The 16208-nt window shown below is 36.4% G+C and carries 10 protein-coding genes; 7 read left to right on the top strand and 3 right to left on the bottom strand.

From position 1 onward, the window contains the following. Positions 1–414: 414 nt before the first annotated feature. The 3 genes from F6K22_RS09820 to F6K22_RS09810 all read left to right on the top strand — a co-directional run bounded on the left by F6K22_RS09820 (position 415) and on the right by F6K22_RS09810 (position 2940). Positions 415–717 carry a helix-turn-helix domain-containing protein gene (locus F6K22_RS09820; protein WP_293096490.1) on the top strand — a complete coding sequence of 101 codons (303 nt, stop codon included), beginning with the start codon at positions 415–417 and terminating at the stop codon, positions 715–717. Between the two features lie 491 nt (positions 718–1208). Beyond that, complete coding sequence (locus tag F6K22_RS09815; protein WP_293096488.1) at positions 1209–2078, top strand: M15 family metallopeptidase; 870 nt, start codon at positions 1209–1211, stop codon at positions 2076–2078. 172 nt (positions 2079–2250) lie between these two features. After that, positions 2251–2940, top strand: coding sequence for an ATP-dependent Zn protease (locus tag F6K22_RS09810; RefSeq protein WP_293096486.1), 690 nt, complete (start codon positions 2251–2253; stop codon positions 2938–2940). Positions 2941–3708: 768 nt separating this feature from the next. On the opposite strand, the gene F6K22_RS09805 is transcribed toward F6K22_RS09810, so the two are convergent. Further along, positions 3709–9429: a response regulator gene (locus tag F6K22_RS09805; RefSeq protein ID WP_293096483.1), complete on the bottom strand. Its 5721-nt coding sequence runs from the start codon at positions 9427–9429 to the stop codon at positions 3709–3711. Positions 9430–9996: 567 nt separating this feature from the next. Here F6K22_RS09805 and F6K22_RS09800 point away from each other — a divergent pair. Both F6K22_RS09800 and F6K22_RS09795 read left to right on the top strand, forming a co-directional pair. Continuing rightward, positions 9997–10746, top strand: coding sequence for a MotA/TolQ/ExbB proton channel family protein (locus F6K22_RS09800; protein ID WP_375340146.1), 750 nt, complete (start codon positions 9997–9999; stop codon positions 10744–10746). A gap of 339 nt (positions 10747–11085) precedes the next feature. Then, entirely contained in the window at positions 11086–11622 is a 537-nt protein-coding gene (locus F6K22_RS09795; RefSeq protein ID WP_293096478.1) for an ExbD/TolR family protein, read from the top strand. A 786-nt stretch (positions 11623–12408) separates the two neighbouring features. Here F6K22_RS09795 and F6K22_RS09790 read toward each other — a convergent pair. After that, positions 12409–12720: a hypothetical protein gene (locus F6K22_RS09790; protein ID WP_293096476.1), complete on the bottom strand. Its 312-nt coding sequence runs from the start codon at positions 12718–12720 to the stop codon at positions 12409–12411. A gap of 361 nt (positions 12721–13081) precedes the next feature. Further along, positions 13082–13366, bottom strand: coding sequence for a hypothetical protein (locus F6K22_RS09785; RefSeq protein ID WP_293096473.1), 285 nt, complete (start codon positions 13364–13366; stop codon positions 13082–13084). Positions 13367–13549: 183 nt separating this feature from the next. On the opposite strand from F6K22_RS09785, the gene F6K22_RS09780 reads away from it, so the two are divergent. Beyond that, positions 13550–14599, top strand: a complete 1050-nt coding sequence (locus F6K22_RS09780; RefSeq protein ID WP_293096471.1) for an nSTAND1 domain-containing NTPase — start codon at positions 13550–13552, stop codon at positions 14597–14599. Positions 14600–14872: 273 nt separating this feature from the next. Further along, the gene (locus tag F6K22_RS09775) at positions 14873–15781 is read left to right on the top strand and encodes a hypothetical protein (protein ID WP_293096469.1); all 909 of its coding nucleotides are present in this window, start codon (positions 14873–14875) and stop codon (positions 15779–15781) included. Positions 15782–16208: the final 427 nt, after the last annotated feature.

Below are 16208 nucleotides of genomic sequence, written 5' to 3'. Positions count from 1 at the left end.
TAGATGTGAGAAAAAATTGTTTTTGTCTTGCAATTTCCCACAACATCAAAATAAGATATAAGCACATCAAGCAAATTTTATGAGGTGCTATCTAAAGTCATGGTAAAAAATACTTTGTTCGTTACTGCTGCCACTATCGCTACTAAACTGTATTCACCATAACCCACTGAACTGATAGACCTAAAATGGTTTAATCAGTATTTTGAGGGGTTTCATTTCACCACAAATAACAATTTAATTTCCTAATACTCAAAAGGTTAGGAGCGTAGCGACAATAATTTCGTCTTTTAAAAAAAACCTAGACAATTCTATTTTAAGGAGTTTAAAATGAAGATGCTTAATTTAAATACCGAATCAGTTTTCAAAAAACCTTATATTTTAGATAAGATGATTGGCGGAGGAAATATAAAAAGTATGGACATGGAAGCCCTGAGAGAACGTGCGGGGCTTGCCCGTGCTGAAGTAGCAGAGCGACTAGGTATCAGCGAAACCAGTGTTCGTAACTGGGAGACGGGGCGTACAGAACCAACAATGACTCCCCAAAAGTACCTGGAAATTCTGGATATTTTAAAATGCACTCCAGAAGAATTAGCTGTGGCTAGTGATAAGTCTATTAGTCAACGGCACAAGCGTAAACCAGGTAGACCAAGAAAAGTTATACACAATAATAATGGACTAAATGAGGTAGAAAGGACAGAATCGGTAACTGGCCATTAAACATTTGCCGACCAATAACATTGGCAAAACAAACTTTACTCCAGAAAGCGATAGATTAGAAAGTAGTATTAATTTAGCTTTGGCAGTTAGTTAGCTCTGTGCTCCCCATTCCGCATATTCGCCAGCGTTACAAAGCAAACGACTATGACACTCTGTGGACTGGATAGCGCCGACGCTACCCGGTCGAAGCAGGAATAGAAAACAGGGCGTTGGTAATTGGTAAGATGATTTTCTACTCTTAGGTAATACCCATCACTTACTCTGGTTAGATATTTAGAGGTATCACAAACAGATTACTCTTAAAGTTTAATCTCTTGATTTACCAACGCCGAAAACAGACACATAATTTTATGTTTTACTGATTATTGTAGGTCTGTGAGAACGTCAACCATTCTCCTGCCCCATCAGGGATACTGTGAGTAAATTTGTGGCTGGCGTTTTTCAAACTGTTCCTAAAGCAAAGAGGCTTTCAAACTACCGAGGAGTTTTAGGTGAAAATTTTGAATAAGCTGGGTCTATTAAAAAAAACACCAGACGAGGCAAAATTGCCAGTAGATGATATTCCTGAAGCTGTAAGAGATGAATACGAAGGTGCAAAACAGCAAATTTTTCAGCCTCAGAAAAAATGGCAGGTTTGGCAATTATTACTGATAGGGGCGATCGCTCTAATCATTGGTATTGGTTTGCACTTCCAATTTAACCAAACTCCAGACAATTCTTTTGTCGCCAAAATGAAACAAAATATGGGCACAAAAGTAGTTGAACCATATCCCACTCCTATAGAAACACCTTCACCTTCGTCATCTCCGACTTCTTCCATTCAGCAGAAAGAAAATATACTCGGACATTTGCCCTACAAAGAAGCATCTTGGCAAGAATTGACACCAGTCTTTGGCAACCAAAATGTGAGACTGCGTTCAAATGCTACAGAAAAATTTAATGCCATGGCAGATGCAGCTTGGTCTGCAAATATTAATTTGGTTCCTCTTTCGGGGTTTAGAACTTTGGCAGATCAAGAGTATTTATTTTTTGAGGTAAAAGCAGAGCGGGGACAGGTGACATCTCAAAGGGCTGAAGTTAGTGCCCCTCCCGGTTACAGCGAGCATCATACAGGTTACGCTATTGATATTGGGGATGCTCGATCGCCAGGAAGTCACCTCAAAGTTAGTTTTGAAAATACTAGAGCGTTCCAATGGTTACAAGAAAATGCTGGTAATTATGGTTTTGAGTTATCCTTTCCGAGAGATAATTCTCAAGGAATTAGTTATGAACCTTGGCATTGGCGCTTTGTAGGTGATAGTCATAGTTCAAACACTTTTGAGCAGGCAAGGTCACTTGAGGAAGAGGGGTTCAACAATTAATAATTAATAATTAATAATGGCTTTGTTGCACAAAAAGAGCAAATAGGGTAAAAATAACAGTGCGTGGCTGCGTTGATTATTAAAAACTTATTCTTAAATAATGCAGAAAATTTAACACCTGTAACTATTCCCTATTCCCTATTCCCTATTCCCTATTCCCTATTCCCTAATTATGAAACAAACTTCACTCAATATTATTGCCATTGGTATTTTTGTTCTTACCATGTCTGCTTTACTAGGACCAATATTTAATGTATCTCCACTTATACCAGCGATCGCTACTTTTTCTGTGCTGGTATTAGCAACTATAGATACCCTGGGATGGCAGGGTCAGGGAGGTATGATTATTGTAGATTTAGTGGAAGGAACATCTTCAGAAAGACGCGATCGAATTATTTGTCACGAAGCTGGACATTTTTTAGTAGCTTATTTATTGGAAATTCCAGTTAGTGGATATGCTCTGAGTGCATGGGAAGCATTTCGCCAAGGTCAGTCAGCTCAGGGTGGAGTTAGGTTTGATGACCAAAAGTTAGCTGCTCAGTTACAGAAAGGCATAATTTCTGACCAACTTGTAGATCGATATTGTACTGTCTGGATGGCGGGTATTGCTGCAGAAGATTTAGTTTATGGTAATGCTGAGGGTGGAGCAGAAGATCGGGCGAAGATTACAGCAATTTTGACACAATTAAAACGTCCTGGGGAGTCTAAACTTAAACAAAGTTGGGCATCTTTGCAAGCTCGTAGTTTGTTAGAAAATCATCAGTCTGCATATAAAGCATTAGTGGAGGCAATGACAGAAAGAGCATCTGTTTCTGATTGTTATCAAGCCATTCACCAGCATCTTTCTGTTCATCAGAATTAATTTTACATGGAGTCATATCAAATCTGAGTCTGGTTTTGGCTTGTCAGTCTATATTTTTAGACATAGGAATAATATCAAATTCTTAGGAAAATATTAAATTAAGTATATAGCGCTACGCGCTAGGGAATAGGGAATAGTAAACTGTCACAGGATTTCAGGATTTAGAAATGTCCTAATCTTTGCTTCGACTGCTATAAAAATTTACTTAATTGTTGACTCATCAGTTAACACTTTGACACTCCACGGACTAAAGTCGCGTGGATTCGTGACTAGGAGCTTTCTATCGGGTTAAAGCCACGATTTCCACATTGCTCGAAACGGCCACATTGCCAGCACCGTACCGTAGTACGAATGCAGCAGTAGGGGGGATTCGCGAATCCCCCCTACTAGGGGGTGGCAATTGCCACTACTATCTGCGGCCATGCATACCATTGAGTCTGCTTTTTAGGTATGGGTTGTTTGATTCACTCGCTCGCTGGTTACAACCTGCTGTCTAACGGCTGGAAACAGAGTGCTGGTAAGCACCGAGCCACCTTTTCGGTTAACTACCTTTTAACGTGGATCGTCCACTAGATATCGGGCTTTCACCATGCCATACGAGGTCTTTGTGTCTTTAAGATTTAACTATAACACAAATTTTGAGTACGCTTTATTGCCCGTCGAGTCGTTTCCCTCCAGCCGTTAAAACAGGCACTTTTCCCACTTAACGAATTTTTACGATGATTTCCTCCTGAATTCTGACTCCTGAATTCTGACTCCTAAACAATGCTATAAATTTATTTCTTCGGTTAATTCTTCTTGAACTTTTTCCCATTCAGTTTCACTTTGTGAGAGGATTTCCGTAGCTTTTTCAAGATGAAAATCTGCTCCAGACTCAATCGCACCACGAGCCATATATTCTAACTCTTTACATAGTTCAGAAAAATTAATTGCCCCTAATAAAGCACTACTAGACTTGAGTGTATGAGAAGCTCCTTTTAATGTAGGATAATCACGTTTTTTGATAGACTTCCTAATCGTACTCATATGTTTATCGCCATCAGCAAGATAGTCTTGTATTAGAATAGCTAGGGTATCTGGTTCATCATCATAAAGATTGCGAAAGTCTTCTATAATTTTAGGGTCGAGCGCTAATTGTTGATCGTCTTTTGGTTCTAAGATATCGTCTAAGAAATCTAAACCTAACACTGTAGTTTCCTCAGTTGCTGGTAAATTCTCTGTATCTAAATCGGTTAAATCATCAACTTTTACTAATTCCTGTAAAGCTTTTTCAGTATTGCTTGGGGCAAGAATAGGGCTTGGCGCAAGAATAGGCAATGTACTTTTGAGGGATATTGTTTTCTCCAACTGAGAAGTTGACTCTACCTTACCATTAGTAAATTCCTGTTTCTGAGTAATTGGTTTCTTGGGAGGGTCTATTTTAACTAATGCTAACTCCACAGATGATGAGTGATTACTAACTCCATTTTCTGAATCAGTTTTGGATTGTGATTTTTTGTTTCGGATAGGTTTAAACCTGTTTAAAGCTTGTGCTAATTTTTCGCGATGAATTGGTTTGGTCACATAATCATCCATACCAGCATTTAGACACTTCTCGCGATCGCCCTGCATCGCATTAGCTGTCATAGCAATAATCCAAGGGCGTTTTTCTTCTGGGTATTTTTGACAAATGCGACGGGTTGCTTCTATTCCATCCATATTAGGCATCTGCACATCCATTAATACCACATCGTAGGGTATCCGCTTGAGAGCATCCAAAACTTCTATTCCGTTAGCAGCTACATCTGCACGATAACCAATTTTTTCTAGTAAGTGTATTGCGACTTTCTGATTAACTACGTTATCTTCTGCTAACAATATGCGGATATTAGAACGAACGTTACTTTTTTCACTAAGGTCTTGAAAATATTTCACACCTAAACTAGGAGTTTTGCCGTTAACCTCTCCTTCTCCTGTAGTTCCAAATACTTGCAGTAAAACATTATAAAATTGAGACTGTTTGACTGGTTTATTCAAAAATCCAGCTAAATTAATTTTTGCTTCCTGAAGTTCTCGGAAAATTTCTGCTTTACCAATATAAGTAAACATTACTAATGGTAAAGATAACTCATAATTGTTATTTTGTTTTGAGTTTTGTTCGGTTTCCAATTTGCGAATTTTTCTAGCTAATGTCAATCCATCCATATCTGAAATATTCATGGCGATAATTCCAATATCAAAAGCTCTTTTCTGTTCCAACCAGCTTAAAGCTTTGGCAGCAGAATCAGCAATTACAGGTATCATTTCCCATGATTTAACCTGTTGTTTAATTACCTCTTGATTAACAGGATGACTTTCTACAACTAATATTGTTTTGCCTTTTAAGAAACTATCAATTCTTTCAGGAGAAGGCATTGCAATTGCCTTGGCTTGAATAGTAAAATAAAAGGTTGAACCTCTACTACCTGCTTCTGGTTTGACAAAGTAATTAGGTGGAGTTCCTGCTACTTCTACTATAGATTCAGTAGCATTCAAATTCTCAATATTTATTTGATTTTTTTTGTGATTAATGTCGCCATTGTTATCAATTTTTAACAGGAATTTTTGTTGTTTTTGTTCTGGGAAATTCTTGATTTCTACTGACTGAGAAACTACCCACATTTGACCGTCCATCATTTCACTTAATCTTTGACTAATGGCTAATCCTAAACCTGTACCACCATATTGTCTACTTGTGGAAGCATCCACTTGAGAAAAAGCTTTAAATAAGCGATCCATCCGGTCTGGAGGAATACCAATACCTGTATCCTTAACAGCAAATTGTATTTCATAGTTACCTGTGATTTTACCGGGAGCTTGAAAGTTAGATATTTCTTCGTAATTTATCTCTTCTAATAAATTATCTTCTTGATGATTTTCACCAATTTTTATAGCACTGACAGAGACAACTACTTCTCCTTTTTCTGTGAATTTAACAGCATTTCCCAACAAGTTTACCAATACTTGACGCAGCCTTGTCACATCTCCCACAATCATTCCTGGCACTGAATCATCAATTAAGCAAGCCAGTTCTAAATTTTTATGTGCTGCCCTTGGTGCTAATAATTCTAGCGCTTCTTCAACACAGCTTCTAACATCCAAAGGACTTTGTTCTAATTCCAGTTTTCCAGACTCAATTTTCGTAAAATCAAGAATATCATTAATAATAGTTAGTAGTGCATCCCCACTGGTACGAATAGTCTCCACAAAATCTCGTTGTTCGGGAGTTAATTCCATATCTAATAATAAACTTGTCATTCCAATTACACCATTCATTGGAGTGCGAATTTCGTGACTCATCATTGCTAAAAATTCGCTTTTGGCACGGTTTGCTACTTCTGCTGCTTCTCGTGCTTGTTCCAGAGCTTTATTATGAGCTTCTAACTCTTGTTTATGAGTAACTTCTGACTCTAATATTTGTGCCTGAGCTAAAGTTAATCCTACCTGAGATGCCACCTCTTCTAATAAGTCTATTTCATCCTGTTTCCACTGACGCATATAATCACATTGATGTAAATTAATAATACCATTTGGTTGTCCTTGATAGGAGGTCCGAACTGCTAACATTGACCTAACTTTTAACCTCCGGTACATCGGTGCGGATGATTTTAATAGAGGATCTGAAAATACATCTGGAGAAGCGATCGCTTTGTCTTCTGCTAATAATTTTTCTGTATGAGAATTGTAAGTAACAGCAATATCTAAATCCAATGTTGATTCATAGTTTGCTTCCAAATATTCAGCAACACAAGGTAGGTGTGGATAGGGTTCAGCAACATAGCTATGAATTGAACAACGGTTAACTCCAAATACTCGTCCAATTTGGGTAGCAGTAGTCTGAAAAATTTCTTTACTATCTAACTTAGAGCGAATTTCTTGGGTAATTTGTTTAAGTAATAAAAAGTGCTGATATTTTGTTTGTAAAGCTTCTATCTCATCTTGTCGCAACAATTCACCGCCAATATAAGTTGCCATTAATTTTAAAACTTTTATATCTGTTGAACTCCATTTATTCTTGGCAAGACGACAGGTAAAACTGAGGGTGCCATAAACTCTTCCTGAGACAAAAATTTTCGTGCCAATATAAGATGCGACACGACGCACAGTGTATGCTGGATGATGTCGCCACTGGGAATCCTTAGCTGATTTGATCGCAAGGGGTTCATTGTATCGTAAGACTTCCCGGTCAAATGTTTGTTCCAGGGTAAAAGCGTCTCCTTTAGCTATTCCAAATAGGAAATCTTCTGGTAGATGAGCTGCAATAACTTCATAACGTTCTCCTAAAACTTGCCCTAATAAACCTATATCCATACCAAAACGACGGCATCCCATTTCAAGTAATGCCACTATTCTGCCTTCAAAGGAGCTATCTGCACCTGCAGTGACTTCATACAGTTCTCTGATTGCTTTTTCACTTGCTTGTAAGTCTTGTTGGATGGCGATCTTCGCAGAAATATCAGTTATGGTGCTTATCATACCAGTAATGTTGTTTTCGCTATCAACCAGCAATGTACTCTTCATTTCTATTGGACAATAGTTTCCGTTTTTGGTTAACAACCTTAATTGATAGCAACCTGCAACTAATTTGTTATTAATAATAGCTAACTCTGTATTTTCTGGATTATTTTCTGCTGGAGAATTTAACTGATTTATTTCTTCTGGATGAATATAGTCTAAAAAATTTTCACCTAAGCTATTTTCCGGAGCAAAACCTGTAATTTTTTCCCATGTATCATTTAAAAAAATTAAGTTTCCTTTAGCATCAGTTTGCCAAACTATTTCTTGAAAATTATTAATAATTTGGCTATAGTTTTCTAGTTGAAACCCTTGTTGTATTTCTGTTTCTTTTGCCTGAGTAATATCAACAAAAGTTCCCACCATTCTCACTGGTGTTCCTAATTTCCATAAAGCTTTTCCCCTATCGAGAATCCATATGAAACGATTATCTTTGCATTTAATTCGATATTCTATTCGATAAACAGGATTTTTTTTTGCTAAGTGTTCTTGAACAGCAGCACTAACTTTATCGATATCCTCTGGATGAATTCGATTTAACCATTCATCGATTTTACCAGAAATTTCATCATCTGTATAGCCTAAGATTTTTTTCCACTGAGGAGAGTAGAAAATTTCGTTAGTTTTGATGTTCCAATCCCAAATTCCATCTTGATTTCCTTCAATAGCTAGGGCTGCACTTTCTTGTGCTTTCAAGTGAATTTGTTCTAATTTTTTCCGTTCAATGGCAGATTCCTTAAGTTTTTCATCAGCTTGATGCAATTTGATAGATGTTTGTTCTATATAACTATGAAAGCGAACTAATGATTGATATAATGATTTGCCTAGAAGTATTTGTTGAATAATTTTTGTAGGAGTAATAAGATTACCGATCTTGCCTGTAGAAGTTTGCACAATTAGAGGCAGTAAGTAATAATTTCTTTTCATTAAACCTAAAGCTACTTCTAGGCTTGCCTGGGAGCGTATTAGCACTGGTAAGTTGTTACAAACTATCTCCGCTTTAGTTTTATTAAAGTCTATTTTTAATGCCTGTAGTTGTACTATATCTCTACTACTAATTGTACCTATAATTTTGGTTAACTTTTGATGCTGTGAATTTTGTTTTTTTGGGTTACTCTCAGTCTGATTTTTAGATTGGTTTTCTTTTGTTTCAATAATCAGAATATAACTGACATTATGGGTAAACATCAGTTGGGTAATTTGCCTAATTGATAAAGATAATGAAGCTTGGATAACTTGAGATTCATGGATTTGTTCTAACTGATTAATTTGGATTAAATTGACTGGTAATTTTAAGCATGAATCGAAGGTTATTTTTACAGGTAATGGTGAATTATTCTGATTTTTTACTACATTATCCTGGGCTGCTAAATCTTTATTGACAGCAATATTTTGATGATTTAATAGTTTATCTTGACGGTTGGCTATTGATTTTTGACTTTTGTTATTTGGCTCAGGCTGATTGAAAATAAAACTGCGGCCAGTAACTAGGCCAATAAGTTCTTCTGAGTTATCAACGATTGGTAGGTGGTTGATTTGATGTTTTTCCAGTAGTGTGAAGAGAGCAAAAATATCTGGAATTTCCGATAGTTGGGCTGTTATTATGGATCTAATCATAATTTGAGCAATCGGAAATCCACTGAGAGGGGCGCCGATAGAGGCTAACTGTACTAAGTCTCGCTCAGTAAATATACCAATGACTGGCCCTAAAGATTGTATCTTTGTATCTTGAGTGTTGAAATTATAACTTCCGTCTGGGGATTCGAGAGTGCGATCGGCCGATTCTATCATATGAGAGACCAGGATGGTCTCATTGGGAGGAGATTGTTTTTCTATGATTAGCACACAACTTGAACCTGTACTACTCATGGAGATAACTACATCTTCTACAGGAGTTTCTGGTGTAGCGGTAAGGGGATGATAATCAATGACCTGACTGATGGAGGGAATAAACATCTTGCAGTTACTCTGATGGTGTTTGCGAAAAATTGTAAATGTGGGTTTTGGTCCCGAATAATGCCATTTTGGAGGTTTCCTTTGGTGGGAGTAATATAACTGTTCGGTTATACCTACCCCTATTTCCAGAATATTTCCTAATTAATGTTAATTCCCACATTTTGCAGCTAATTATTTTAATCAGGGACGTAATTTTTAACTAACAACTTATAAATTCAAACATTGACACCCTTAATATTAATGATATGGGTTTCAAAGCTTGTTTATGTAGTCTGCACCCGATCATTTCATTCTCTTTTGGACCAGTCGTCAAAATAAATGCGGAAAATGTGCTGAAACTTTATCCAAAGATTATGTATAAATCTTAATATTTGCAAAACCTATAAAATATCATTTACTATGACTTTTGTCAATATATATTCCGATAGTATATATATTAAAATTTGATAGTTCTGAGGAACTTAATAAAAAGTAAATAGACAAATATTAAGTAATCAATCAGTTAGAAACTGCTGGAGTGAATATACTGTGACTTTTGAAGAGCTGATTCAGAAGGGAGGCCCTGCTATGTGGCCTCTGTTAGTTTTATCAATTTTGTCCCTAAGTACCATAATCGATCGCCTATGGTTCTGGACAAACCTATTAATTAAGGAAAAACAAACGGTTAACCGGGTATTAGAGGCCGCACGCCGTGACTGGAGTATAGCAACGGAAATGGCGAGACGTACTCTAAAACAACCTATTGGTCGTTTTCTCTACGCACCTTTACGATTACAAAACCCCGAACCAGAAGTGTTTAAATTGGCACTGGAAGCTACCGCCGATGATGAGTTGGCCTCGATGCGGAAGGGAGATAAGTTACTGGAAGGGGTAATTGCTTTGGCTCCGATGTTAGGCTTACTGGGTACTGTTTTGGGTCTGATTGGTTCCCTGGGTTCGATTCGCCTGGGCGACTTGGGTACTTCTTCAACTGCCGGGGTAACAGTAGGTATTGGTGAAGCTTTGATTAGTACGGCTGCTGGTTTGGTAGTAGCTATTTTTAGTCTGGTATTTTATCGATTATTTCAAAGTTTGTTATTTAATCAAATGAAGGTTTTTCGGAAAGCTGGGAATGAGTTGGAATTGCTCTACCGACAATATTGGCAAAAGACATCTTTAAATCAGCACAATTCACAAGATAAGAATCCTTATTTTCCTCCTTCATGGATGCAGAATTCTCGGAATGTTCCTGATGCTTTAGAACAGGATAAAAAGCAAACAGATTTTTCACCCGAAAGTGATGTTGAACAACCTCCAGATGAACCTAATAATAACTGACTAAAAATATAGCAATTAGAACAAAAAAGTCGCTCATTTATTGAAGCAAAATAATATTGACTTTTTTCCAGTAGATAATTTTACTCTAGCTATAGCACTGCGCATTTAGGGGACGGACATTGTTCCATAATTAATAATTACCTCTTCTGTAATAGAAGGATTGGTTAAAAAGAAATTTTTTTCTTTTTTTCTCCTTGCTCATGAGAAGCTTTAAACCTTAATTTTTCGGTAAATTCCATTTGCGGAGCATTTCCGAACTGAAAACTCAGTTAGAGATTACTTTTAACTTTTGACTTGCGCGTAGCGCTATAATTTCTTATTTCTCCAAACCAAAAAATTATGAAACTTAATCAAGAATTGGCTAGTGAAGAAGTTAGGATTGAATTAATACCTCTAATTGATGTAATTTTTTGTATTCTGACTTTCTTTCTTTTAGCTGCTTTGCAGTTAACCCGTCAGCAAGCAATTAATGTTAATTTACCAAAAGCTAGCACGGGTAAACCTCAATCACAAGATATGTTACTTGTGAGTGTGAATGAGGTGGGAAAAACTTTTATTGAACAACAACCTGTGAATGCTGTGGAATTGGAAAAGTTTGTGCGTAGATATAATCAGGTTAATCCCAGGGGAGTTGTTGTATTATATGCTCCTAAAGAGGCAAGATACAATGATGTTGTGCAAGTTTTAGATTTGTTGCGGGAGGTGGGAGGCGATCGCGTAGCTCTAGCAACTTTACCTGGTTCGCCTCAAAGTGGTGGTGGCGATACTTCTGAGAAGTCGGTTACTCCCTCTGAGTCTGAAAAACAACCCACTCCAGCAAGAACAGTCGATCCTAATGAATATCAATTACCCCCTGCTCCTGGATCATCACAATAGGGTCATTTCAGTTATCAGTTATCAGTTATCAGTTCCTCTGGCTGTTTGCGCAGCATGACAAACGGAAACCCAGAGGCTTGAAATACTGAAGATTCTTTGTTTCATCCCCTTAAAAGAGGAGGCTTGAGACCTTATTTTTTGGTCAATATTTTTCACTTTTGAAGGGAACAGGGAACACTTAACTGGGAACAGGGAACAGGGAAAAGAAAATACTGCAAAGTTGCCCATTTTAATATTTGTAATTCATATACTTGGAATCTGCTGTAATATCAAATCAGGATAATTAGTGATAAAAAAATTTTTGTTTGTAGTATGGCTTTAGCCCTATCTATCCATTGTCGGGCTAAAGCCCTACTACGAGCTTTAATTATAATTATTCAACCTAACATGATATAATATCAAATCAGGATAATTAGTTATTGTAGTCATTGCGATTGGAACGGAGTGGAAGGAAGCAATCTCAAGGGTTGCAGGAGATTGCTTCCTTTTCGTCGCTGCGGACGAATTTTTCATCGGATTATATATAAATTATCTGGCGTTGCAAAAGTTACCCTAAAAATCTTTTTTGATGTCTAATTCTATAAAAATCTTTTGCCTGTTGCCTATTTTTGCAAAAAGTCAACGATCAGAAACCGGGTTTGTTTTAGAGATATCACAATACTGACATCTATGTTGCACAAACCCGGTTTCTAGTTTCTGTACCCTTTTATAATCAACTCCCGTTCAATTAAAGATAATAACGGGAGAATGTTAATCTACCTCTATATTGTTTTAACTAAAAAAAATTTAAACTTGATTTGAACCTATTTCCAGTAATTTTTCCAATCTTGCTGTTGACCAGTATTCCGTAGGGTAGGCGATCGCAAAAATAGACGAAAGTCGAATCAACCATGTCACCTGCTTAAAAGAATCATCTTCTTCGTCATATTCATCTGGTGGCACTAAGACCATAATTTCTACAAAATCTTTTGTTAAAGTAATAGGGAAACCATAATAGCTTTCCTCAGCTTCAATGCGGACTTTACTACCATTTTCTAATGCTTCTTTTAATCTTTGGTAGAGAAGATTAGACTTTTTTAATTTGTCTTTTTTGGCCACAATTATTCTCCCTAAGTCTGATCTTGCAATTTAGGACTTTTATAAAGTACATAAGTACAAGTGCGCAATTAACTCAGGAGCAGTCCCGACAGTTGCAACTGACCAAAGTTAATTGTATATCCTTGAATTTTAACTTGATTGGGAATTTTTTTTACGTCCTCATCGCTTAACCACATTCCATTGTCAGGAAACCCGTACATGGTTGTGGATGGGTTGAGATACTCCCAGTGCTACGCGCAAGTCAAAAATTAAAAGTCAAAAATTAAAAGCAATCTCTTTCTTCCTTCTTCCCTCAGATGTAGGGACGTTGCATGCAACGTCCCTACCTTATGTAACAAAGATTTATTACGCTTGGTATTATTTATTTGCCAGAAAATTCCAAAATTAGTCTAGTTATTGTCGCATAATTTTTGATAGTTTGAATAGTTTGTGTCTGGGAATCTAATGTTTCTTGATTCACAGGGGTAAAACTGGTTAATAGGGTAATTATAATTGCTATTCCTATTTTGAATAATTTATTCCATCTAATTTTGGGTTTGTTTGTCAAATGTTTTAGACTGCATTTGAAACAAATATAATAGTTGTTATTACTATTGTCTCGAACCAATAAACAGTAATATTTTTGAGATAATTTTTGGTTTTCCATAATTTTTTTGTGTCTGAAATTAACTGACAATCTCATGGTATGAAATACTTCTCAATTTTTTAAGCCACAAAAGTTTCCCCCTGGAGAATCTAGCTAAGGGGAATTAGGGGGAAATAATATTCCCCTTTTGTGAGAAGGAAGATTTTAGGCTATACTCAATACAACAAAAGACAAGTTAGGCTGATGGAGAATTGGGAACAATGGGAGAATTTTCTGAAAAGCATTGCTATTGATTATAAATTAACTTCAGCAGAACAAGAGTTCTTTTTCAGAAGATTTGAAAGGATAAATTTGGAGAAAGATGATAAAGAAATTTGTTGTCTTGTAATGGGTGATGAGAATGAAGAGGCTTATAAAAAACGAAAATCGCAAGTATATCGTAAATTTCAAACAATCATAAATCATAGTGGAAAAAATAAGTTTCCAATCTTATTAGAATGGTTAGAAACAGAATATAAAAATCGGTACACTCAACAACAAAATTACAATACTTCAACAGAATTTCCACAAAAAGTTTCTAATCCTTTTATCCCATTAAATGGAATTATAGATAATCCAAAGTTCTTTTTTAATAGAGAGCGAGAAATTAACAGAATTTTTGAGGTACTTAATAGTGGTAGTAGTATTGCTATTATTGGCGAGAGTGGAGTCGGAAAGTCTTCTATGTTGAAGGCGATCGCTCAAAAAGCTAGTCAATATCTCAAAAAAACTCGAAAACCAATCTATATAGATTTGCAAAATATTCATAGTGATGATGATTTTTATGCAGAACTTTGTGAACAAATTGGTATTAAAATTTCTAGAGGACGTAACTTAAAATTAAATATTAAACCATATCGAATTCTGCTGTTGCTTGATGTAGTAGAAAATATGATTTATGACTGGTTTACTAATAAACTTCGCAGTCAGTTACGAGGATTAGCAAATGATGTCGATCCTCCTTTACGTTTAGTAGTTGCTGCTTCTAAACCATTGGATATTTTATTTCCAGATAGCGGGGATCAAACTTCTCCATTTAAAAATATCTGTATTGAAGAATATTTGGAATCCTGGAATCAGGAAACTATTCGTGATTTTATCAAAAGTAAACTTCAAGCTGATTTTTTGGAGCCAGAATATCAAGGAATTGAGTTTAGTGAGGATGAGATTTCAGACATTATTAAAACAAGTGATGGTTATCCTGGTAAAGTTAAGCATCAATGTTATGAATTATTTGAGAGGAAAAAGCTATAGTAGTTATTTAATCTATGAAGTAAATTTCTGATGAAAAAAATATTTGATTCAATATTTCAAACTTCTGGCTTCTGTCATAGGTACTGATATAGCAATTCCCACAGTTATAAAGTACATTTATGACCCCCCTAAATCCCCCTTTTTAAGGGGGACTTTGAAAGCTCCCCCCTTTTTAAGCGGTTCCCCCCTTATCAAGGGGGGTTAGGGGGGGGCGCAGGGGGGATCTAAAACTGTACCTCATAGATTAGAGAACTGCTAGAACTGATAACTAAAATGACCAAATTCCCCTACGACCAATTTGCCAAACAATATTTAGAAGAATTACTATCAAGTATTGGGGAAGTAAAAGCACCCCGTGAAGTTCGAGGAGAGGTCAGACAAATAGATGTTTGGTTTTCTCCCCAAACACAACTTCAAGGAAATCCAGAAGAATTAGGATTACTAGGTCGCTTGGCTACAACTTCAGCTTTATTTGAACCTTATCGTAATCCTGTTACCCCTGATGAAATTGATAGTTGTCTTCTCAAATTACTGGAAGTTAAAGGAGAAATTAAACGGGAAGCGAACCGAAATAACACTCGTATTTCTATGGATAACTATCCTAAATTATGGATATTAACTCCGACAGCTTCCCAAAATATATTAAATGGATTTAAAGCTACTCTAGATGGACCAAACTGGGGTGAGGGAATTTACTTTTTAGGAGAATATTTCCGTACAGCAATAGTTGTGATTCATCAATTACCAAGAACTCCAGAAACAATGTGGCTAAGAATATTAGGTAGAGGAAAAGTTCAGTCTCAAGCTATTGATGAATTAGACGCATTACCAGAGGATAATATCCATCGAAAAAATGCTTTATTGTTATTAGTAGATTTGCTGAGTAATATAGAAGTAAATCCAGATAAAGATCCAGAAGATAGGGAGTTAATTATGAGATTATCACCACTTTTTTCCCAACGTTTAGAAGAGGCTACTCAGTCGGGAGTACAACAAGGAGTACAACAAGGACATCGAGAAATGATCGAAAATTTACTTGTATTTCGGTTTGGAGAATTGGATAGCCAACTAAAGGTAATTATTGAACCTTTACTATCTTTATCTTTACCAGAATTAATGCCTTTATTATTAGAGTTGTCTCGTGAGGAACTATTAGATAGATTTGGAGGAGAAAATCAATGAAATTATAGCTAATAATGATAATTAAATAATTTAGGTTAAAAGCCTCCCCTTGACCAATAGAAAATAATTTTTTTTCCTTGATGTGCTGGTGGAGATTTCGGAAACCTAGAAGCAAAGACCGATTTCTGCATAAGTCCTCAAGTAATTCTGTCATTGCGAGCGACAGCGTTTGCGGAGCATTCCGTCAGGAAAGCAATCTCAGAGGTATCGCGAGATTGCTTCCTTCCACTCCGTTCCAGTCGCAATGACTATAATAACTATAGGAATTAGGCAAAACAAGGTATTTCTGTCATTACGAGCGATAGCGAAGTAATCTCAGAGATATCACGAGATTGCTTCCTTCCACTCCGTTCCAGTCGCAATGACTATAATAACTATAGGAATTAGGCAAAACAAGGTATTTCTGTCATTACGAGCGATAGCGAAG

Origin of the sequence: Okeania sp. SIO2F4, from assembly GCF_010672385.1 — a bacterium.
In the GTDB taxonomy this organism is placed as follows: domain Bacteria; phylum Cyanobacteriota; class Cyanobacteriia; order Cyanobacteriales; family Microcoleaceae; genus Trichodesmium.
Note: the sequence above shows the minus strand (reverse complement) of the source record. Positions and strands in the feature narration are given on the sequence as shown.